This is a genomic window from Arsukibacterium sp. (assembly GCF_033722355.1).
In the GTDB taxonomy this organism is placed as follows: domain Bacteria; phylum Pseudomonadota; class Gammaproteobacteria; order Enterobacterales; family Alteromonadaceae; genus Alishewanella.
In genome coordinates this window covers 1-20,466 of record NZ_JAWVZF010000002.1, presented here as the reverse complement: position 1 = coordinate 20,466, position 20,466 = coordinate 1, and the positions used below count along the sequence as shown (strand labels likewise).

Here is a 20,466-nt window from a genome sequence, read left to right as displayed (position 1 = left end):
TCAGTATAGTAACTGACACTGCCCCAACTTGCAGCAGCCTGCCTTGTTTTAGCACAGACTGACAGCAGACTTGATAACCTGCACGGTGAAGGCCTCACCGATTATTCAAACCAATCTAATAAGTTAGCGGTAAACCGCTGAGATAGGTCCGGTTTGCAGGCAACTGGCACAGGATCTGCTTGTGTCAGGTTAACCGATGTATTGCCTTGCCGGTTTTCTGTGCTTGAGGACAACAAATGAGTAAGCTGACCTTACGAAATCATCCGTTGCGTGATGTGCTGGACAAAGAGCTTCGGCAGCGAACCTTTCCCGCGCTCAGTGCGCCCTGCCGCTTATGTCATTTTACTTTTACGGTAGCCAGTGCCTCACGTCAGCTGGAATTTAGTCTGATGCAGCAGCAGGCAGAGTTGCAGGGGGCCCATTTAACCGAAACCGACCAGGATCTGAATATCTCGCTGTTCGCCGGAACCTTGCGCTGGGAGCGACATGGTGAGTTTTCAAGTTATACCTTTATTTTGCCGGGGACAGCGCCTGCCCTGTTTGATGACCCACTGAGTTTTCTACCCAGCCGCGACTGGTTTGATGAGCTACCCGGTCAGTTATTCCGGGTGGTGCAGCTTACCGTTATTGCGGATAGCGCCTTGGCTGAGAAAGGAGAAATCAGCCGGTATTTTAATGATGAAACCTGTATCAGCAGCATGCTGGCCAATGAAAAAGCCAGGATTTGGACCGATTTCCAGAAGCATGCTGAAGGTGCAGGCAGATTATTGCTGGTTGACTATGGTTTAACCCCTGCCCGGCTGGGACGACTGGCTCAGCAACTGTTTGACCTTGGCAATTACCGTAAACTGGCACTGCTCGGCTGGCCAGTGGCACGCCAGGCTTTGACAAAACTGAATAACCTGGAACAACAATTGTCGGGGCTTACCCAGCAAATGGAACTTGAGCGAAATAATGATGAGCCTTTGCTTAACCAGATTAGCCAGCTCGCCGCTCAGACAGAGCATTTAATTGCTGAAACCAGTTCCCGGCTATCGGCAACCGCAGCTTACTATCAACTCACTCAGGACAGACTTAAAGCACTGGATGAAACCCCCATCAGCGATTTAATTTCGTTACAGGACTTCACCGAACGCCGGCTTACTCCGGCATTTCGTACCAGTCAGTCAGTGCAGCAGCGACAGACAGCATTAAGTGCCCGGCTTGGGCGGTCGACCGAGCTCTTGCGCACCCGGATAAACTTAAAGCTTGAACAACAAAACCAGCAATTACTGGTATCGATGGACAAAAAAGCGCGGCAACAGCTGAAATTACAGCAGGTGGTGGAAAGCTTATCTTTTGTTGCTATCAGTTACTACGCGGCCCAGCTGACAGAGAAGGCCCTGCACGCGGCAGCGCTGTGGCTGCCACAGTTTAATCTCAGTCTGTGGCGCAGCATCAGCCTGCCCGCTGTTTTAATGACAGTCGCACTCGTGTTGTGGTTTCTGAGCCGGCAACTTAAAAAGGATAACAGCAGCTGAATCCGTCGCTTGAGATTTAATCAGCTTAGTGCTTTACTGGCATTCTGACGTCAGACGGATACAATCGATTGTTACCTTTAGCTGCAAAAATCTGCTCAGGTCTGTTAGTACTTTGCCTGCCGCTCTGCTGTATTGCCCAGCAAAACAGCAGCGATAATAATGACCCCAAACGACAACTGAAACTCAGCCCTCCAGCACAACCTGCTGCGCACGCTGCCACACCGGCGGCTAAACCGGTTGCCGCCAACAGTATCGCCGTCTATAAATCCAGTCAGCCTGATGGCACAGTCCTTTTTTCTGACCGGCGTCCGGTTAACCGGCCTTATCAGCAACTGTATTTTGATTGCTTTGCCTGCGATCCTGACTCAGTTGTGAACTGGCATAAAACGCCGTTGTTTGTCCGTGATTACAACCTGATTATTGACAAAGTGGCGCGGGAGCAACAACTGGAACCTGCGCTTATCCGGGCGGTAATTCATGCTGAGTCAGCGTTTCAGGCCGCTGCGTTGTCTAAACGGGGCGCCGTTGGCTTAATGCAGTTAATGCCAGATACCGCCGCGATGCTGGGCGTCAGTGATCCGTTATCACCAGAACAGAATATTCGGGGCGGCAGTGTCTATCTTGCCCGTTTACTGAAACAATACCAGGGTGATTTAACACTGAGTCTTGCCGCTTATAATGCCGGCCCGGGCAATGTCCGCCGCCATCAGGGCGTACCGCCCTTTGCTGAAACTCAGGCCTATATTAAACGGGTGCTAATTCTGCATAAACGCTATAAACAAGCCGCCTGACAGCGGCATGTTTCAGTTACGTTTGCAGGGCGATTACCATTTATTTTTTTTCTTTATTTTCAAAACCTTCCAGAGTAACGCCTGACAAAAAGCCCGCTCCTTTGGTTTCGTTATTTCGCAGTTTTATCATCAGACGTAAGTCATTGGGCGAGTCAGCATGGTGAATGGCATCGGCATAACTGATATCGCCCCGCTGATACATATCGTACAGCGCCTGATCGAAAGTCTGCATTCCCAGCTCACGTGATTTGCTCATCACCGCTTTAATTTCGCCCACTTCACCACGGGCAATTAAATCGGCCACCAGCGGCGAATTCAGCAACACCTCTATCGCGGCAACGCGGCCCTGTCCATTCGCCGTAGGAATAAGCTGCTGCGCAACAATTGCCCGCAAATTTAAAGACAAATCAAATCGCAGTTTGTCGTGCATCTCTTTTGGTACTAAGTGCATTATCCGATCAATCGCCTGGTTAGCATTATTAGCATGCAGGGTGGCAATACATAAATGGCCGGTTTCTGCAAACGACAAGGCATATTCCATCGTATCCTGGCTACGAATTTCACCAATCAGAATAACATCGGGTGCCTGGCGCAAAGAGCTTTTTAAAGCGGCCTCAAACGATTCAGTATCAATCCCCACTTCACGCTGAGTAATCAGACTTTTCTGGTGCTCATGGACAAATTCTATCGGATCCTCAATCGTCAGAATATGACCTTTCGAGTTTCTGTTGCGATAACCAAGTAGGGCCGCTAACGAGGTCGATTTACCGGTGCCGGTGCCACCGACAAATAGTACCAGCCCCCGCTTTGACATAATAATGTCTTTCATAATAGGCGGCAGGCCTAAATCGTCAGCATTGGGGATGGTGGTAACAATCCGCCGTACGACCATGCCCGCCTGATCCCGTTGCCAGAAGGCAGAGATCCGGAACCGGCCAGCGTCATTGGCAATCGCAAAGTTACATTCTTTGCTGTGATTAAACTCATGCTGCTGTTTTTCGTTCATCGCATCAAGCACCAGCTCCAGCGAAGCGGCATCAGTCAGCGGTGTATCGTCAATCGGGGTCAACTCACCATTAATTTTTGCGGCGACCGGCATACCGGCCGTCACAAACATGTCTGAGGCACCCATTTTCACCATTTTTGTTAAAAAATCAGTTAGTTCCATATCGTCACTTCCAAAATACGTCTTTAAATGCGACCCATAGCACCAAAAGTATTTTTATCCTGAGCTTTAGCTTGCGCATCTTTTTGCGAAATTAAACCCCGGTTCACCAGATTAAGCAGACACTGATCCATCGTTTGCATACCATGCGCCGCGCCTGTCTGAATCACAGAATACATTTGGGCAATTTTGTCTTCGCGAATTAAGTTACGGATAGCCGGCACCCCCACCATGATTTCATGGGCAGCAATCCGGCCACCGCCGATTTTCTTCAGCAGGGTTTGCGAGATGACAGCCCTTAGCGACTCTGACAACATCGAGCGCACCATGTCTTTCTCTTCGCCCGGAAATACGTCGATAATCCGGTCAATGGTCTTAGGAGCAGAAGTGGTATGCAAAGTACCGAATACCAGGTGGCCCGTTTCAGCGGCGGTCATCGCCAGGCGGATAGTTTCCAGATCCCGTAATTCACCGACCAGAATAACGTCAGGGTCTTCCCGAAGCGCCGAGCGCAGTGCATTACTGAAACTGTGGGTATCACGGTGTACTTCACGCTGGTTTACCAGGCAAAGCTTGTTATTGTGCACAAATTCGATCGGATCCTCGATGGTTAAGATATGGTCATGGCGCATGCTGTTAATATAATCCACCATCGCGGCCAGCGTGGTACTCTTACCTGAGCCGGTTGGACCGGTCACCAGCACCAACCCGCGTGGATTTTCAGAAATAGTCTTGAAAATATCCGGTGCGCCCAAATCATCTAACGTCAGAACCTCACTGGGGATGGTCCGAAAAACTGCAGAGGCACCGCGGTTCTGGACAAAGGCATTAACCCGGAAGCGCGCCAGATTGGGAACTTCGAATGAAAAATCTGACTCCAGTTTCTCTTCGTATTCTTTACGCTGTTTATCGGTCATAATTTCATATACCAGCGCATGAACCTCTTTATGAGTCAGTGGCGGTATATTCAGTTTTCGGACATCGCCGTCGACCCGGATAAGTGGCGGTACACCCGCAGAAAGGTGTAAATCTGATGCTTTATGCTCCACACTAAACGCTAATAATTCGGTAATATCCATGACAATATCTACTCCGGCTTGCCAACAAATATGAATAACATAGCAGAACAACTGAGCGTCGCCTATCAGAACATCGCAGAAAATTGCGCGAAGCACAGCCGTGATCCGGCCAGCATCCGCCTGATTGCAGTGAGCAAAACCAAACCTCTGGACGCCGTGGTCAGTGCCTATCAGGCAGGCCAGCGTCAGTTTGGCGAAAATTATCCTCAGGAGCTGGCTGGCAAAGCTGAGCAGCTATGTGCCCTTAGCGCCCTGGAGTGGCACTTTATCGGACCACTACAATCCAATAAGACCCGGCTGGTGGCGCAATACGCCAGCTGGGTGCATAGCATTGACCGGCTGAAAATAGCAGAGCGTTTATCCGCGCAACGGCCACCTTCTGCTAAGCCTTTGCAGATATTACTGCAAATCAATATCAGCAATGAAGAGACTAAAGCCGGGATCAGTGCCGATGCATTACCCGCCCTGGCCGACGCGGTTGCAAAGCTACCGAATCTGCAGTTTCGCGGCCTGATGGCAATACCAGCGCCGGGAGACAGTGAGCGGGCATTTGCAGCGATGCAGCAATTGTCTGAAAATCTGCAGCAGCAACATCCCAGTGCAACAGAGCTGTCGATGGGAATGTCAGATGACTGGCCTCTCGCTCTGCAATACGGCGCAACTATGATACGATTAGGCACCGCAATTTTTGGCGCAAGGACTTATGAAAGAAATGAATGACAACACCGTTGCCTTTATCGGGGCTGGTAATATGGCACGTTGTGTGATTGCCGCTATGGTTAATGCCGGCTACCCATCTGAAAACATTATCGCTGCTAACCGCAGTCAGCCTAAGCTGACAGCACTGGCTGCTGACTATGGCATCAGCACCACCCTGGATAATATTGAAGCGGTAACCAAAGCCGATATTATCGTTCTGGCCGTTAAACCTCAGATGATGCAGGATTTGTGTGAACAACTGTTACAACATGCACCTGACATTCAGCAAAAACTGTTTGTCACCATCGCAGCCGGTATTGAAGTAAAGCGTTATGAGCAGTGGCTTGGCCAGGTAAGACTGGTGCGGGCGATGCCCAATACACCTTCGCTGGTCGGCCAGGGAGTCACTGGGTTATTTCCCAGTCGTTGCTCGAATTACGAACGGGCCTTTGTTGACCATATGTTCAGTGGCACCGGCATGAATGTCTGGCTGGAGAATGAAGCACAAATTAACCACATTATTGCCGTGACGGGCAGTTCACCGGCGTACTTCTTCTTTTTTATGCAATCTATGCAACAGGTGGCTGAAAAACTTGGTTTTGCCTCTGATCAGGCGAAAGCCATGGTTGCCAAAACTGCTTTAGGCGCCGCGACTATGGCACTACAAAGTGACGAAAGCTTTGCCCAGCTGCGGGCTAATGTCACATCAAAAGGTGGTACCACACATGAAGCAGTGACGACTTTTGCAGACCAGGGCTTGGAAAAAATGGTCGCCGACGCCATGTATGCTGCAATTAAACGGGCTGAAGAAATGGCCCAGCAAATTTAAGTTGCCGGAGAGCTGATAATGCAGGCGATGCTGTTTTTAATTAATACTGCTTTTAATTTACTGCTGATGATTGTCATTCTGCGGGTTTGGCTGCAACTGGCCAGAGCTGATTTTTACAATCCGTTCAGCCAGTTTATTGTCAAAACCACTAATCCGGCGGTATTGCCATTGCGCCGGCTGATCCCAAGTATCGGCAAACTGGATACCGCCACAGTGTTATTGGCGTATCTGGTGGCAGTAGCTAAACTGATAGTATTACAGCTGGTGCTGGTTGGCAGTATTCAGATACCGGCAACGTTTATCAGTGGCTTGCTGGTGGTGATAAAAGAAACCCTGAACCTGCTGTTCTGGATTCTAATTATCCGGGCACTGTTAAGCTGGTTCAGCCAGGGCAATAATCCGATTGAGCTGGTGATGCATCAACTGACAGAACCACTGCTGCGACCAGTCCGGCGGATAATACCGCCGATGGGCGGGCTGGATTTATCAGTACTGGTACTGATTATTGCCATTCAGTTTATAAATCTGTTACTGAGTGATGTGTTCCGGGGGCTTTAGTTAGGCCCTTTCGTTGGCAGGTTAGCCATGCAACAGGAGTAACTTTATGAAAACGTCAGCTTATTCAGCACGACTACTGGGTCTGATCGCGATGCTTTGCAGCGTCCAGCTCAGTGCAGAGCAAATGAAACAGCTAGGCAACTGGGATGTTCATTATATGGCGTTGCCGGCTACCTTTTTAACGCCGGAAGTTGCAGTGCAGTACGATATCCAGCGCAGTAAATTTAATGGCGTGATTAATATTTCGGTACTGGAGACCAGCACTCAGCAACCGCAGCAAGTTGCAATAAAAGGAGTAGCCAAAGATCTATTCGGACGTCAGCGTCAACTGGATTTTAAGCAGGTCACTGAAGGCGATGCGGTATATTATCTGGCAACAGTGCCCTATCAGAATGAACAACTGTATAATTTTACTATTGACGTTGGCCAGGGCGATCAGCAACAGCAGTTGACCTTCAGCCACACGTTTTACGTTGATTAACATGCTTGTTTATTATCCGAAGTATGGAAAAAATGCAGAAAATTGTTCTCGCCAGCTCTAACAAGGGCAAGATAGCCGAGCTAAGCAGCCTGTTATCGACCTGTCATTACGACATTGTGCCACAACAGGATTTAGGTGTATCAGATGTTGATGAGTGTGGTCTTACCTTTATCGAAAACGCCATTCTCAAAGCCAGGCATGCTTCATTAGTGACAGGCTTACCGGCTATTGCTGATGATTCCGGCCTGGCAGTTGATGCCCTTGGCGGAGAGCCTGGTATTTATTCTGCTAGGTACAGTGGTGAAGCTGCCACTGACAGCGAGAATATCAGTAAGCTGTTAAAGGCACTCACTAAGGTACCGCCAGAGCAGCGCAAGGCGCAGTTTCACTGTGTTCTGGTATTTATGCGCCATGCCAGTGACCCGACACCGCTTGTTTGCCATGGTGTCTGGCCCGGCAGTATCAGCGAACAGTTAAAAGGGGCTGGTGGCTTTGGTTACGATCCGATATTTATTCCGTCCGGTCAGACCGTTAGCGTCGCTGAACTCAGTAAAGAACAGAAAGCCTCGCTCAGCCACCGTGGTCAGGCGTTGCGTCAGTTACTCGAGCAGTTAACTGCGCAGCAGGCAGGTTAAATGGGCCTGCAGTTACCGCCGCTGGCGCTGTATATTCACATTCCCTGGTGTATACAAAAGTGTCCTTACTGTGATTTTAATTCTCATGCCGTAAAACAGGGCATACCGGAGCAGGAATACATTGCCCATCTGCTGGCGGATTTAGATCAGGATCTGAAGCTGGTGACTGGCAGGCCGCTCAGCAGTATTTTTATTGGTGGCGGCACTCCCAGTGTATTTTCAGCAGCCGGCATCGGCACTATCCTCAGCGGTATCAGGCAACGTTTCAACTGTACCGCCGATATGGAAGTCACCATGGAGGCCAACCCGGGTACCGTTGAAGCCGAACGCTTCGCCGGTTATGTCGCCGCCGGGGTAAATCGTTTTTCTATTGGTGTGCAAAGTTTTCAGAGTGCTCAGTTGCAGGCGCTGGGGCGTATTCACGATTGCAACGAAGCTATCCGGGCCGCAAGGTTGGCCGCCGGCTTACCGCTTCGCAGTTTTAACCTCGATTTAATGCACGGTTTGCCACAGCAGGATATCAGCGGCGCCCTGGCCGATTTGCAGCAGGCCATAGCACTGGCACCACCTCATTTGTCCTGGTATCAGTTAACGATTGAGCCCAACACCGCCTTTGCTTCACGTCCGCCAGTGCTGCCCGCTGATGATACCCTGTGGGATATTCAGCAGCAGGGCCTGGCGTTATTACAACAACACGGTTATCAGCAGTACGAAATATCCGCTTATGCCAAACCCGGCCATCAATGCCGGCACAACCTGAATTATTGGCGTTACGGCGATTATCTAGGCATTGGCTGTGGCGCCCATGGCAAAATAACTTTGCCGGCGCGTAATACTATAGTCCGGACCGTTAAAATTAAACATCCGAAAGGTTATATGGACATTGGCCGCGGTTATCTGGACAGTAAAGAGCAGGTATCGGCGGAAGACCGACCGTTTGAGTTTTTTATGAACAGGTTTCGCTTGCTGGAGCCCTGCCCGCATGCTGACTTTACTGCCCGGACCGGTTTGCCAGTCAGTCTGATAGAACCTGCTATCAATCGCGCTGTCCAGCAGCGTTTGCTGCTGAATACCGGCCAGCATTGGCAAATTACCGAGCACGGCGCGCGCTATCTGAATGACTTACTAACCTTATTTATTGATTAACATCCCGTTATCTGCCAGCAAGGTCCTTATCTGCAATGTGCAGCTGCGGGGAGTGACGATAATCTGAGAACTATTATGAGAAAAAAACCGTTGCTTAGTTTTGCTCTGCTGCCGCTGGCAATCAGCCTGGCTTTAGTCAGCGGCTGTGGCCCTGATAGCCGTCAGCCCAAGCTGAGCGCTGCTGCTGCAGTGACTGCCCAGTCCGATATCAATGACCAGGCCAATCAGTTGTTTGAGCAGATTTATATGGAGCAGGTGCGTCAGGATCCGGTATTGCAAACCCGGCTGGGCATTAAGGATGACTATGATAAATGGCAGGATTTAACTGATACTGCCTATCAGGCAGAACTGGCAATGTACCGCGATCAGCTAAGCCAGCTAAGCAGGATCAACCCGCAACATCTGGACCCCAATACTGCGCTGAGTTATCAGCTGTTAGTACAGGATCTGCAAAACAGATTGGCAGATAGTAAATGGCGTATGTACAGCTACCCGGTAAACCAGATGTATGGTATTCATTCACTGGTGCCTTCGCTGCTGATTAATCAGCATAAAGTCGAGGATATCAGCGACGCAAAAGCTTACATTGGCCGGTTAAATAATGTCCCTTTATTGTTCAGTCAGTTACAACAGCAACTGACGGAGCGGGCAGAGCTTAACATTATCATCCCGGAATTTGTTTTCGGACATGTGATCAGCGCCAGTCAGAATGTCATTAGCGGTGCGCCCTTTGACTCTGGCAGTGACAGCACCCTACTTGCCGATTTTAGGAAGAAAGTTAAAGCATTGCAGCTTAGTGAGGCAGACGAAAAATTACTGCTGGACGAAGCCCGTATTGCTTTGCTTACCAGTGTCGGCCCGGCTTATCAAAGCCTGATAAGTTATCTTGAGAATTTAGCGCGCCAGGCCACTACTGAGGATGGCGTCTGGCGTTTTACCGAGGGAGCCGATTTCTATCAGCACCGGCTTGAGCGGATCACCACTACCGATTTAACCGCTGAACATATTCACCAGTTGGGGCTGACAGAAGTCGCCCGTATTCATCAGGAAATGCGGGCAATTATGCAGCAGGTTGGCTTTAGCGGCAGCTTAGCTGACTTCTTTGTATTTATGCGGCAAGATCCGCAATTTTATTACCCTGACACCGCCGAAGGCCGTGCTGCTTATCTGGCTGAAGCTACCCGGGTGATTGACGATATGAAAGGCCGGCTGGATCAGTTATTCCGGGTAAAACCAAGTGCCGATATGATTGTCAAAGCGGTAGAACCCTTCCGGGAGAAAAGCGCCGGTAAAGCGTTTTACCAGCGGCCTTCAATGGATGGCAGCCGGCCCGGTGTTTATTACGCCAATTTGTATCAGATGCAGGATATGCCGACCTATCAGTTAGAGGCATTGGCGTATCATGAAGGTATTCCAGGCCATCATATGCAGCTTGCTATTGCTCAGGAGCTGGAAGATATGCCGAAATTTCGCCGCTTTGGTGGCTATACCGCTTACATTGAGGGCTGGGGGCTGTACAGTGAAGTCCTGCCAAAAGAAATTGGCTTATACCAGAACCCCTATGCTGACTTTGGCCGGCTGGCGATGGAGCTTTGGCGTGCCTGTCGTTTAGTCGTTGATACCGGTATCCATGCCAGGAAGTGGACGCGCGAGCAGGCCATTGCTTATCTTGTTAGCAATACACCTAATTCAGCAACCGATGCCACTAAAGCAATCGAGCGCTATATCGTTATGCCTGGCCAGGCGACGGCCTATACCATTGGCATGATTAAAATGCTGGAGTTGCGTGATAAAGCAAAAAAGGCGCTGGGTGACCGCTTTGATATCCGGGATTTTCACGATGTGGTGCTAAGAAACGGTGCCGTGCCACTGGATGTACTTGAGCAGTTGGTGGACGAATATATCGCAGCGGCTGACAGCGAATAAATCACTACCAGTGACAACAACAACCGGCCAGTCATTCTGCCCGGCTGTTGTTATTTCACGTCACTTAATTGAGCAGTATTGTCTGGTGTCGCCGGCCTGATGAGCACCAGCTGTTCACTTTCTTTCTGGCTGCTTTTGCTCTAATCTCAATTTAAACATCTGTTAACTGGTATCAAATTACGACTGATCCGATGGCGCACAAAGAGCAAGAATCTGCAGCAACATCCGACAATAATACCCTTCAGCGTACCCTTGGCTTAACGGCAGCAACGTCGATAGGTATTGGCACCATGGTAGGTGCCGGCATATTTGTGTTTCCGGGATTGGCGGGTGGTTACGCCGGGCCCGCAGCGATATTGTCCTTCGCCATTGGCTGTGTTATTGCCTTGCTGGTAGCGCTTTGTACGGCAGAACTGGCAACGGTGATGCCAAAAAGTGGCGGTGGTTATCTTTTTATTTCCAGGGCTTTTGGTTCTTTTCAGGGCTTTACTGCCGGCATTTGCCAGTGGCTTGGATTGGTATTTGCTTCAGCATTTTATCTGGCCGGGTTTGCTCATTACACGCTCGAGTTACTCCGGAGATTTCATATCAGTTCGACCTCTGTCGTCATTTCGGTCGGCGCGGTGCTGATATTGCTGACAATTAATATCATCGGCACAAAAAAAGCCGGTAAACTGCAGAATATTGCAGTCATTTTATTAAGTTTGCTGCTAAGCGTTATTTTTGTCTATGGTCTGTTGGATATAGTGGGAATAACCGGCAATCAGCGTCTATTCAGTGATTTCACGCCGAATGGCTATCAACCTGTGTTTACGACCACGGCATTAATCTTTACAGCGTATTTAGGCTTTGTTCAGATTTCAACCGTGGCTGGCGAAATTAAAAAACCAGAGCAAAACCTGCCCAGAGCATTGATACTCAGTGTAGTGGTAGTATTTGCGCTTTATATCCTGGTGCTGTTTGTCAGTACCAGTTTATATTCTGCATCTGAGCTCAAAGCATTAGGAGAAACAGCGACGCTTGACGTCGCCCGTAAACTGCTGGGTAACGGTGGAGCACTTATTGTGCTGATTGCCGGGATATTAGCGACGTTATCCAGCGCCAATGCGTCGATAATGAGCTCTTCCCGCTCATTGTTTGCCCTGGCAAAAGATGGCATGGCTCCACAGCAAATTAAAAGACTAAATAATAAATTTAATACCCCTCATGTCGCACTGTTACTGGTTGTTATTCCAGTTATTGCTTTACTTTTTGTTGGCGACCTCGAATTTTTTGCCGAAGTTGCCTCATTTTTTCATTTGGTACTATACGCTGGAATTTGTTTATCACTCCTACGTTTTCGCCGGAGAAATGAAGACTGGTACACCCCGCCGTTCCGGATTTATGCAGGTCAGATTGTCGCGGTTGCCGGAGCAATCGGCTGTGCAGGCATTACCTTTTTTATGCAAACGTACTCGATACTGACGGGCATAATTATTATTGTTATTACGTCGGTCTGTTACGCTATTTTCCACCGGGACACGTCTGCTTCCGATCCTGACTCCTCTTCTTAACCAGAAAATTGCTACTGATTAAAGGGCTTTAGCCATATCTGTGCTAAGTTATATAGACATGTTTTAATTTACAATGTCCCCACAGGAGGAATTATGTCGAGCCCGGAACATAAACAGAAAATCTGGAACCTGATTAAAGATATTAAAACGGCAATGCTGACCACCCTACACGGTAAAGAGCTGCGCTCTCGTCCTATGGTGTTAGTGCAGGATGCATACGATGGTACCTTATGGTTTTATACTGACCTTGAGTCAGAAAAAGTCATGGAAATAGAAAAAGATCATGACGTTTGTGTGACTTTCGCTGATCCTGATAATCAGGTTTACGTGTCACTTACCGGGGTTGGCCGGCCAACCCGGGATAAAGCCCTGATAAATAAATACTGGAATACGTTTGTGGCAGCCTGGTTTCCAGAGGGTAAAAACTCATCGAATGTCGGCATGCTGGAAGTTAAAGTAACTAAAGGCGAACACTGGGATAGTGACAGCAGCAAAATGATGAAAAGTCTGAAAACCATCACTGCTAAAGTCAAAGGACAACAACCTGATCTTGGCGAGCATGAGAAATTTGGAACAAAAAATTAATACGCGTATTGATTGTCCGGATAATTCTGTGGCGCTCTCCCCCACAAATTTTTCGCCAAATAGCTCCAAGCTGGGTATGCTGTCATAACAGGGCCCAGTTTGGAGCAGTAACATGATTTTACTCAACTATTTTGAACCGGAAACGCATAGCTGGCAGCCGATCAGTTTTGCCAGATTACCGCAGGTAATCAGTGCTGATGCCCGGGTTTGGCTGAACTTGAACGAAGCGACCCCGGAAGAGATCCAGCAGGTACTGCAGCGGTTTGCCATTATTCCAACGCTTGCTGAGGATTTCAGCCGCCAGCGTCATCCACCTAAACTTGAAACGCAGACTGATTTTAGTCTGCTGATTTTACGTGGCTATGCTGACCCGGATTTCAGTGAATACAGCAGCAGTGCTCAGGTTAACTTGTTATACTCTAAGCAGGTTTTAATCAGCCTGGTGCGATGTCACAATGCTGGCTTGCTGGAGCAGCTTACGCCTAAAATTACCGCAGACAAGAGTCTGCTGCTGACCGATTGGGTAAAACAATTTATTCTGACCGTGTCGGCAAGTTATCTGGAGAAGCTTATTGCCTTTGAAGATGTATTAAGCGAATTGGAAGACAATATGCTGCAACGGGGCAATGATGAGCAAATGGCACTGATGATGCGCTATCGGTCAGTACTTCGCAAAATAAACCGTAATCTGGCTTACCAGAAGGATATTTTTGCCGACGCCCTGTATGAAGAAAAAAGCCCGCTGTTAAACCAGTTCAGCGCACCGGATGTACGTGATTTTTATGAAAAATTTGAACGGCTGCATAGTATGACTGATTTATACTACGATCAGCTCAGCGATTTAGTGGAAGGATATATGTCGACCACTTCGCATCAGATTAACGAAAGAATGAAAGTGTTGACCATGGTCAGCACGATATTTATTCCCCTGACCTTTATTGCCGGTTTATACGGGATGAACTTTGTTAATATACCTGAGTTAGCAAACCCCCATGGCTACTTTTATGCGTTATTTGCCATGGCAGTGTTAGGTGTCGGCGGCCTGCTGTGGTTTAAGTTTAAAAACTGGTGGTAATAAGGATTTGTAATGGCAGATAACCCGCTTCTGGATATTGAGGATATTGTCCGCGGCAGCTTGACAGATGAAGACAGCAGCTCGCTGATTGAAAAAATCAGTCAACTGGAGCCGGAAGAAATCGCTCTGGTACTTGAAGCCATGCCGGTTGAGCAGCGGGTCAGCACCTGGCTTGACTTGCATCCGGACGATCAGGTGGCCGCGCTTACCTATATGCGGGTCGATGCCCGGGACAATATTTTCAAACAGCTTGATGAGCAACAACTACGTACCCTGGTGGAGGGAATGGAGGTTGATGACTTAATTGAGTTGCTGGATGAACTGCCACAGCGCATTTATAACTACGCCTGTTCACGGCTTGATGCCAGTCAGCGCAGCTGGCTGGAAACAGCGTTAACTTATGATGATGATCAATGTGGCCGCTATGCAGATCATGACTTACTGATCATTAATAAAAATGCCAAAGTACGGGATGGTATCAGAATGTTCCGCAAGCTGGCAGATGATGCGGAATATCAGGATGCGCTGTTTGTTATCGACCGTACCGGCCGCTATGCCGGGCTGGTGCATGCTACTGCGCTGCTGGGTCAACCCAGCCATCTGCCGGTTGAGAATTTTCTGGATAAAGAGGCGCCGGTGGTAACCGGTGACATGGAGCTGGAACAGGGGTCAGATATCGTTTCCCGCTCTGGCTACACCGCACTGGCAGTGGTCGATGCCGACAACAAATTGCTTGGTCGCTTGTCGATTGGTGAAGCGCTTGAGAACGTGCGTCGGGCGCTGGAAAGCCAGTTTATGCATACAGCCGGTCTGGATGAAGAGGAAGATTTATTTGCACCGGTATTTGACAGCGCTAAACGACGCGCATTATGGCTGGGCATTAATCTGTTGACCGCTTTTCTGGCTGCCTGGACGATCGGTTTATTTGAGGCCACCCTGCAGCAGGTTGTGGCACTGGCAGTGCTAATGCCGATTGTTGCCAGTATGGGCGGCATCGCTGGCAGCCAGACGTTAACGCTAATGATCCGCGGCTTGGCACTTGAACAAATCACCCCGCAAACCTATCTGATGCTGTTTCGAAAAGAGTTAGGGGTTGGCGCTATCAACGGCGTGTTATGGGCACTGGTGATTGCCGTGATTACCTACTTCTGGTTTGGTGACTGGATTATTGGCGGCGTCATTGGTATGGCGATTGTCATTAATATTATAGCTGCGGCCATTTCCGGGGTATTTATTCCTATCTGGCTGGAGAAACTGGATATTGATCCGGCACTGTCAGGATCGGTTATTCTGACAACCGTCACCGATGTGGTAGGTTTTTTTGCCTTCCTTGGCTTGGGATCACTTTTTTTACTGGCCTGATTTCTGCTGGCTGCTTTAAACCGACAGAAGCCACAGCGCTTAATTAACTTATTTTCGGAGAGCGCATGAAAATTGCGATACTGTCGCGAAATGCCGAACTGTATTCGACCAAAAGGCTGGTGGCGGCAGCCGAAGCCGCCGGTCATCTGGTGCAGGTTATTGACCCGTTAATGTGCTATATGAACATTAACCGCACCAATTCCTCTATTCACTACAAAGGCGAAGTACTGGATGGCTTTGATGCCGTGATCCCGCGGATTGGGGCGTCAATTACCTTTTATGGTACTGCCGTGCTGCGGCAGTTCGAAATGATGGGTGTCTATTCTCTGAATGAATCAGTTGCCATTGGCCGGGCCCGTGATAAATTGCGCTCGATGCAGTTACTGGCCCGTCAGGGCATAGGTTTACCTATTACCGGTTTTGCTGATAAACCTGGTGATATTCCCGACTTAATCGATATGGTCGGGGGCGCGCCGCTGGTGATAAAATTACTTGAAGGCACTCAGGGCATAGGTGTGGTACTGGCTGAAACCCGCACCGCAGCAGAGAGCGTAATTGAAGCTTTTATGGGACTGAATGCCAATATTCTGGTGCAGGAATACATTCAGGAAGCAAAAGGTGCGGATATCCGCTGTTTTGTAGTCGGCGATAAAATTGTTGCGGCAATGAAACGTCAGGCAAGAGAAGGTGAGTTTCGCTCAAATTTACATCGTGGTGGTTCTGCCACTGTGGTTCGGTTAACTCCGGAGGAGCGCAGTACAGCGGTGCATGCCGCCAAAACCATGGGATTAAACGTGGCCGGTGTCGATTTACTGCGTTCCAACCATGGTCCGGTGGTAATGGAAGTAAACAGCTCTCCTGGCTTAGAGGGCATTGAAGGTGCCACCGGCAAAGATGTCGCCGGGCTGATTATCGGCTTTCTGGAGAAAAAAGTGGCGAGCTATAAAACCCGGCGTAAAGCCAAAACCAAAGGAACAGGCTGATGATAAACCGGGCTGCATTTACCCTGGGTGGCGATAAAATTGCTGCCGGCAGCAGGGCGGTGGTCGATATCCCCTTTGGCAAGCTGTATACCCATACCGAGCTGAATATCGGAGCCCACGTTATTCATGGCCGGCAGGACGGACCGGTATTGTTAATTACCGCCGCTTTGCATGGGGACGAGATTAACGGCGTTGAAATTTGCCGGCGCTTGTTGAAATTACCCCGTTTAAACCGGATTAAGGGCACCTTGGTCGTGGTGCCTATTGTCAATACTTATGGTTTTGTCCAGCAATCGCGCTACCTGCCCGATCGGCGCGATTTAAACCGCAGCTTTCCCGGCAGCGAAAAAGGCTCACTTGGCAGCCGGATGGCTTATCAGTTCACCGACAAAATTCTTAAATGTTGTACCCATGCTATTGACTTACATACCGGCGCTATTCACCGGGCAAATCTGCCGCAGGTAAGGACCAGTGCTAAAGATAAAACCGCCCTGCGTATGGCGGAAGTTTTTAATGCTCCGGTCATTATCAAAGCCGCCAGCCGCGAAGGTACAATGCGCGGTACTGCCAACAATCTGGGAATTCCGATCTTGCTGTATGAGGCCGGTGAGGCACTACGCTTTGATGAGCAATCAATTAAAATTGGTGTAAGGGGTATTGTCAATGTGATGCAGGATTTAGGGATGCTCAGCGGCAAAACCAAAGCACCGGAAAACCGTTCCGTGTTCTCGAAGAAAAGCAGTTGGGTGCGGGCTGAGCACGACGGCATTGCCCGCTATTACGTCACACTGGGCCAGACCGTAAAAACCGGCGATATTCTGGCGCACATTTATTCGCCTTACTCTGACTTTGAAGTGGCGATTCAGGCCAGCTTTGATGGTGTGGTGATTGGCCGCAATAACCTGCCACTGGTAAACGAAGGTGAAGCGCTGTTCCATGTGGCAGAAGTCAGCTCACTGGACGAAGCGGAAAAGACCCTCGATGCGATAAGTGATGAAGTCGACAATGCCATGCCGGCAGCGCTGCGGGATGAATACGGCGTGGTATAACGATGATAAATGCTTAGTTCTTCTCCGTTACCACGTCATACTGGCTTAACAACGGGACCCGCTGTTGCAGGCGGGTTTCAATATCATCCAATTCGCGCATCCGCTGACAGAAAAGCGCTGATTTTGCTTCCAGCTCAATCACTTTTTCGTCCAGACCAAAGCTGATATTTTCCACCAGTTGTTCTACAGATTCCAGCCCCTGACTGTCAGTACGCTCAAAGTTGCTGTCAGACTGGCGCAATGCATCTCGCAGAGCTCCCCACACCGCCCCTACAGTATGGCGCGCCAGATTGCTTAACTGTGGTTTTAACTCGCGGTTTAAAAAGTGATCCAGCTCATTTAAGCTTTGCGGGGCCAGATAAAAGTACTCGCCGGTGCGAACAAAACGTGACAGAAACTGAAAAGTGGTTTCCCTGATTAAAGCCTGCCACTCGGCCTGCTGTGACTGACTGCCCAAACCTGACAGCATCGACTCAATACTCGACAGCCCTACTTCCACGCCATCCACCGCCAGCGTAACAATTTCAGGTACAAACCTGCGTAAACCCTGACTATACTGCTCGAGCAGTAGGGTATCTTCAGCTGTTAAATGCACCCACTCACCTGCGACAAACAACTGACGATCATGATTGATCTGCACGTAAGTCCGGGTGTTTTGCATAAATCGAATATGGTCAGGTGCAATCAGCAAGCCATACCGAAAGGCCATATTGCAATCTGCAACAGCTGCCGATGATAAACATAGGGATAAAATGAGCAATAGAGCCTTCACAACAACACTCGCTTTAAGTACACCGTTACAGCCTACCCGATAGCACCGGCAAAGACACGGTGTTATGCCGCAGCGCGGGCACAGCTTATCGCGTATCCGGGTTAAAGCGGCTCAATAGACGGATGGCCGTCCACCATCACCACTTTGGACGGACCATATTCCCGCCGGCTTTTTACCTGCTCTTTACCAAAGTGAATTTCCACAGCCGAAAACAGTTGCTGACGGACTACTATCATTAATTCTGCCAGTTTTTCCTGGCGTTGGGCTTCGAGAATTTTAATATCATTAATTAAGGATACGGCCAGCTCTTTATGCTCGTCGAATTTTGCCACCAGTTCATAACGACGCATTTCAATCTGGGCGTTACCTTCTATTTTTTTCAGCTTCTCCAGTTGCTGACGTAGCTCTTCCATTTCTGTCCGCTCAGCCATCACACTGGCTCGCAGCACTTCTTGTTTTTCAACAATAGGGTCCAGTTGCCGGTTTAACTTCACTAATACGGCACTGCTCGACGGTGCGCCGAGGTTACCGCAATACAAGCCCCGATCCAGATAGAAGTAACCACCCACTAACTTACCATTCGGGTTATCTTCGGGCCCGGCATAAACAATGGCTGCCTCAACCGCACAATGCATCAGCTGCTTACTGACATAGAGATTGCCACCGCAGCTTATCCTGCTGTACTGGGCCAGATTGCACTGGATATCGCCATTGGCCTTTAGCTCAGTGCTGTAATCACTCTGCTGATCAGCCTGTGCCAGCTGATGGCCGATAACTGAACCATTTATCGTGATATCACCCCCGGCCTCAATTAAGGTGCCTTCAACCATGCCCTTAACAAATACATTACCGCCGGCCACCACTTTCATTCCCTCGGCGACATTACCCGTGACCACTACCGAGCCACGAAATACAATATGGCCGGTCGCTAAATCAACATTTTTTACAGTAAACACTTCGTCAACGGTGGCACCTGCTTCAATCACCCTGGGTAAGCCGTCTCTGGCGGCCAGCAGCAAATTGCCATCAGCCGGCGCCAGTTCAACCCCTTCACCCAGTTGCCACTCCAGATGCAGGCCCTGAGTGGCCGGTATTATCTCTCCGGTAACCAGCATGCCGGCAACACCTGCTGTGGGCGGATGACGCCGCATAATAGCTTCCCCTGCTCTGACCGCCGGTATAACGCCGAAATCACGCAGGTCAGCTTTTTCATCTGTTGTTACAATGGGACGGTTTCTGCGACTGGCCATTTCTGCCAGCAAGGGTTCGAAGCGGGAGTTGGCACCCGGCACCATGACTCTGCCGCGGGCAATCAGCAGTTTAACTTTACTGCCAGGCTCCGCTTTAGCGGCATAAGATACCAGTTTTATGATCTGCTCTTTGCTGAAACCAAACACGATCCCGGTTGCCTGGGCACTTTTAACAAGATCATTAGCAGAAACCGGCGCCCCTCCCCAGGCAGCCGTAATGATGGCCGTTGCCATCATTTTATCCTCGCTGATATCAAAGGTAAGTTCCGCATTGCGCTTTTCAGCAATGCGGTAGCTGAGCTCCTTACTGTTCTCTGCCAGCAGGTTTTCTTTGATTTTTTGCTGAATTTGCTGATATTCAACCAACAGATTAGTCAGTTGATCCTGTAGCACCAGACAACGTTCATAACCGTTATTATTAATATGTTGCTGAATTTCGGCTGCACTGATGGCAGCTAACGAGACAGGCACCGTTATTTTTATTGTATTATTGTGCTCAGTAAATTGCATGTAGGTTGTCTGCCTGAACTACGACAAAAGTATTACGCTTAATGAAGCAAATATCAGACAGAAAGGCAAGCCCTTACTTTATTTCAGGGCATTCGAGGCTAAAAAAACTAAATATAATTGTCCTGGTGGATCCGAATAAACAAATCTGTACCTTTCTTGCTATAGTCGATTTTATATTCTTTGTTATTTAATGCCTGAACAAAAAGTAAAGTTTTGGTTTCGCCAAACACTTCGGTACTGGAAATATCGACAATTTCCATATAACGCTCTTTTGCCTCCACCTTATTCGCAGGCACGGTCTCCTGAAACATTTTGACGCCATGCCGGGTTATGATCAGCGGCGGATCGTTATCATCGTTAATAACAATTAAATCAAGTTTCTTATTTTTATGGATCAGGGTATTTCGCCCGCTAACCAGAAATGCTTTGTCGTAGCTGTTCATGCACCATCCTGCCAGAAAATAGTATCTGCTTATTATGATACACAGTCAGCAGTGT

20 protein-coding genes are annotated in these 20,466 nt (G+C 49.0%); 15 read left to right on the top strand and 5 right to left on the bottom strand.

All coding sequences use genetic code 11. The features are described 5' to 3' along the window. Positions 1–236: 236 nt before the first annotated feature. Positions 237–1,520 (top strand): DUF3422 domain-containing protein, encoded by a 1,284-nt coding sequence (locus tag R3177_RS00400; RefSeq protein WP_318969060.1) that lies wholly within the window; start codon positions 237–239, stop codon positions 1,518–1,520. 68 nt (positions 1,521–1,588) lie between these two features. Next, the gene (locus R3177_RS00395) at positions 1,589–2,311 is read left to right on the top strand and encodes a lytic transglycosylase domain-containing protein (RefSeq protein ID WP_318969059.1); all 723 of its coding nucleotides are present in this window, start codon (positions 1,589–1,591) and stop codon (positions 2,309–2,311) included. A gap of 40 nt (positions 2,312–2,351) precedes the next feature. On the opposite strand, the gene R3177_RS00390 is transcribed toward R3177_RS00395, so the two are convergent. Together R3177_RS00390 and R3177_RS00385 are read right to left on the bottom strand one after the other, a co-directional pair. Continuing rightward, the gene (locus R3177_RS00390) at positions 2,352–3,479 is read right to left on the bottom strand and encodes a PilT/PilU family type 4a pilus ATPase (protein ID WP_318969058.1); all 1,128 of its coding nucleotides are present in this window, start codon (positions 3,477–3,479) and stop codon (positions 2,352–2,354) included. 23 nt (positions 3,480–3,502) lie between these two features. Next, the gene (locus R3177_RS00385; protein ID WP_318969057.1) at positions 3,503–4,555 is read right to left on the bottom strand and encodes a type IV pilus twitching motility protein PilT; all 1,053 of its coding nucleotides are present in this window, start codon (positions 4,553–4,555) and stop codon (positions 3,503–3,505) included. 30 nt (positions 4,556–4,585) lie between these two features. Here R3177_RS00385 and R3177_RS00380 point away from each other — a divergent pair, with 30 nt between their 5' ends. The 13 genes from R3177_RS00380 (at position 4,586) to R3177_RS00320 (ending at position 17,436) form a co-directional block, all read left to right on the top strand. Next, the gene (locus R3177_RS00380; protein WP_318969056.1) at positions 4,586–5,275 is read left to right on the top strand and encodes a YggS family pyridoxal phosphate-dependent enzyme; all 690 of its coding nucleotides are present in this window, start codon (positions 4,586–4,588) and stop codon (positions 5,273–5,275) included. Then, complete coding sequence (gene proC, locus R3177_RS00375) at positions 5,259–6,083, top strand: pyrroline-5-carboxylate reductase (RefSeq protein ID WP_318969055.1); 825 nt, start codon at positions 5,259–5,261, stop codon at positions 6,081–6,083. The genes R3177_RS00380 and proC overlap by 17 nt, the downstream gene beginning before the upstream one ends. A gap of 18 nt (positions 6,084–6,101) precedes the next feature. Beyond that, positions 6,102–6,641 (top strand): YggT family protein, encoded by a 540-nt coding sequence (locus R3177_RS00370; protein WP_318969054.1) that lies wholly within the window; start codon positions 6,102–6,104, stop codon positions 6,639–6,641. Positions 6,642–6,687: 46 nt separating this feature from the next. Next, positions 6,688–7,122, top strand: a complete 435-nt coding sequence (locus tag R3177_RS00365) for a DUF4426 domain-containing protein (RefSeq protein ID WP_318969053.1) — start codon at positions 6,688–6,690, stop codon at positions 7,120–7,122. A gap of 23 nt (positions 7,123–7,145) precedes the next feature. Next, positions 7,146–7,757 (top strand): RdgB/HAM1 family non-canonical purine NTP pyrophosphatase, encoded by a 612-nt coding sequence (gene rdgB, locus R3177_RS00360; protein WP_318969098.1) that lies wholly within the window; start codon positions 7,146–7,148, stop codon positions 7,755–7,757. Beyond that, positions 7,758–8,903 (top strand): radical SAM family heme chaperone HemW, encoded by a 1,146-nt coding sequence (gene hemW / locus R3177_RS00355; protein ID WP_318969052.1) that lies wholly within the window; start codon positions 7,758–7,760, stop codon positions 8,901–8,903. 75 nt (positions 8,904–8,978) lie between these two features. Further along, positions 8,979–10,829 carry a DUF885 domain-containing protein gene (locus R3177_RS00350; protein ID WP_318969051.1) on the top strand — a complete coding sequence of 617 codons (1,851 nt, stop codon included), beginning with the start codon at positions 8,979–8,981 and terminating at the stop codon, positions 10,827–10,829. 191 nt (positions 10,830–11,020) lie between these two features. Further along, positions 11,021–12,382 (top strand): APC family permease, encoded by a 1,362-nt coding sequence (locus R3177_RS00345; protein WP_318969050.1) that lies wholly within the window; start codon positions 11,021–11,023, stop codon positions 12,380–12,382. Positions 12,383–12,475: 93 nt separating this feature from the next. Beyond that, the gene (locus R3177_RS00340) at positions 12,476–12,967 is read left to right on the top strand and encodes a pyridoxamine 5'-phosphate oxidase family protein (RefSeq protein ID WP_318969049.1); all 492 of its coding nucleotides are present in this window, start codon (positions 12,476–12,478) and stop codon (positions 12,965–12,967) included. 112 nt (positions 12,968–13,079) lie between these two features. Continuing rightward, on the top strand, positions 13,080–14,042 hold the full coding sequence (locus R3177_RS00335) for a magnesium transporter CorA family protein (protein WP_318969048.1): 963 nt from the start codon (positions 13,080–13,082) through the stop codon (positions 14,040–14,042). 12 nt (positions 14,043–14,054) lie between these two features. Beyond that, entirely contained in the window at positions 14,055–15,404 is a 1,350-nt protein-coding gene (mgtE, locus tag R3177_RS00330) for a magnesium transporter (protein WP_318969047.1), read from the top strand. A 65-nt stretch (positions 15,405–15,469) separates the two neighbouring features. Further along, entirely contained in the window at positions 15,470–16,387 is a 918-nt protein-coding gene (rimK, locus tag R3177_RS00325) for a 30S ribosomal protein S6--L-glutamate ligase (RefSeq protein ID WP_318969046.1), read from the top strand. Next, positions 16,387–17,436: a succinylglutamate desuccinylase/aspartoacylase family protein gene (locus R3177_RS00320; protein WP_318969045.1), complete on the top strand. Its 1,050-nt coding sequence runs from the start codon at positions 16,387–16,389 to the stop codon at positions 17,434–17,436. Before rimK ends, R3177_RS00320 begins: the two co-directional genes overlap by 1 nt. A gap of 13 nt (positions 17,437–17,449) precedes the next feature. On the opposite strand, the gene R3177_RS00315 is transcribed toward R3177_RS00320, so the two are convergent. The 3 genes from R3177_RS00315 to R3177_RS00305 all read right to left on the bottom strand — a co-directional run bounded on the left by R3177_RS00315 (position 17,450) and on the right by R3177_RS00305 (position 20,411). After that, positions 17,450–18,145 (bottom strand): DUF2884 family protein, encoded by a 696-nt coding sequence (locus R3177_RS00315; protein WP_318969044.1) that lies wholly within the window; start codon positions 18,143–18,145, stop codon positions 17,450–17,452. A gap of 164 nt (positions 18,146–18,309) precedes the next feature. Beyond that, positions 18,310–19,968, bottom strand: a complete 1,659-nt coding sequence (locus R3177_RS00310; protein WP_318969043.1) for a FapA family protein — start codon at positions 19,966–19,968, stop codon at positions 18,310–18,312. A gap of 107 nt (positions 19,969–20,075) precedes the next feature. Next, positions 20,076–20,411: a hypothetical protein gene (locus tag R3177_RS00305; protein ID WP_318969042.1), complete on the bottom strand. Its 336-nt coding sequence runs from the start codon at positions 20,409–20,411 to the stop codon at positions 20,076–20,078. Positions 20,412–20,466 lie beyond the last annotated feature (55 nt).

Coding starts and splice junctions, on each gene's coding strand:
- R3177_RS00400 (WP_318969060.1), top strand. CDS start 237: ATGAGTAAGCTGACCTTACGAAATCATCCGTTGCGTGATGTGCTGGAC.
- R3177_RS00390 (WP_318969058.1), bottom strand. CDS start 3,479: ATGGAACTAACTGATTTTTTAACAAAAATGGTGAAAATGGGTGCCTCA.
- R3177_RS00385 (WP_318969057.1), bottom strand. CDS start 4,555: ATGGATATTACCGAATTATTAGCGTTTAGTGTGGAGCATAAAGCATCA.
- R3177_RS00380 (WP_318969056.1), top strand. CDS start 4,586: ATGAATAACATAGCAGAACAACTGAGCGTCGCCTATCAGAACATCGCA.
- proC (WP_318969055.1), top strand. CDS start 5,259: ATGAAAGAAATGAATGACAACACCGTTGCCTTTATCGGGGCTGGTAAT.
- R3177_RS00370 (WP_318969054.1), top strand. CDS start 6,102: ATGCAGGCGATGCTGTTTTTAATTAATACTGCTTTTAATTTACTGCTG.
- R3177_RS00365 (WP_318969053.1), top strand. CDS start 6,688: ATGAAAACGTCAGCTTATTCAGCACGACTACTGGGTCTGATCGCGATG.
- rdgB (WP_318969098.1), top strand. CDS start 7,146: ATGGAAAAAATGCAGAAAATTGTTCTCGCCAGCTCTAACAAGGGCAAG.
- hemW (WP_318969052.1), top strand. CDS start 7,758: ATGGGCCTGCAGTTACCGCCGCTGGCGCTGTATATTCACATTCCCTGG.
- R3177_RS00350 (WP_318969051.1), top strand. CDS start 8,979: ATGAGAAAAAAACCGTTGCTTAGTTTTGCTCTGCTGCCGCTGGCAATC.
- R3177_RS00345 (WP_318969050.1), top strand. CDS start 11,021: ATGGCGCACAAAGAGCAAGAATCTGCAGCAACATCCGACAATAATACC.
- R3177_RS00340 (WP_318969049.1), top strand. CDS start 12,476: ATGTCGAGCCCGGAACATAAACAGAAAATCTGGAACCTGATTAAAGAT.
- R3177_RS00335 (WP_318969048.1), top strand. CDS start 13,080: ATGATTTTACTCAACTATTTTGAACCGGAAACGCATAGCTGGCAGCCG.
- mgtE (WP_318969047.1), top strand. CDS start 14,055: ATGGCAGATAACCCGCTTCTGGATATTGAGGATATTGTCCGCGGCAGC.
- rimK (WP_318969046.1), top strand. CDS start 15,470: ATGAAAATTGCGATACTGTCGCGAAATGCCGAACTGTATTCGACCAAA.
- R3177_RS00320 (WP_318969045.1), top strand. CDS start 16,387: ATGATAAACCGGGCTGCATTTACCCTGGGTGGCGATAAAATTGCTGCC.
- R3177_RS00315 (WP_318969044.1), bottom strand. CDS start 18,145: ATGGCCTTTCGGTATGGCTTGCTGATTGCACCTGACCATATTCGATTT.
- R3177_RS00310 (WP_318969043.1), bottom strand. CDS start 19,968: ATGCAATTTACTGAGCACAATAATACAATAAAAATAACGGTGCCTGTC.
- R3177_RS00305 (WP_318969042.1), bottom strand. CDS start 20,411: ATGAACAGCTACGACAAAGCATTTCTGGTTAGCGGGCGAAATACCCTG.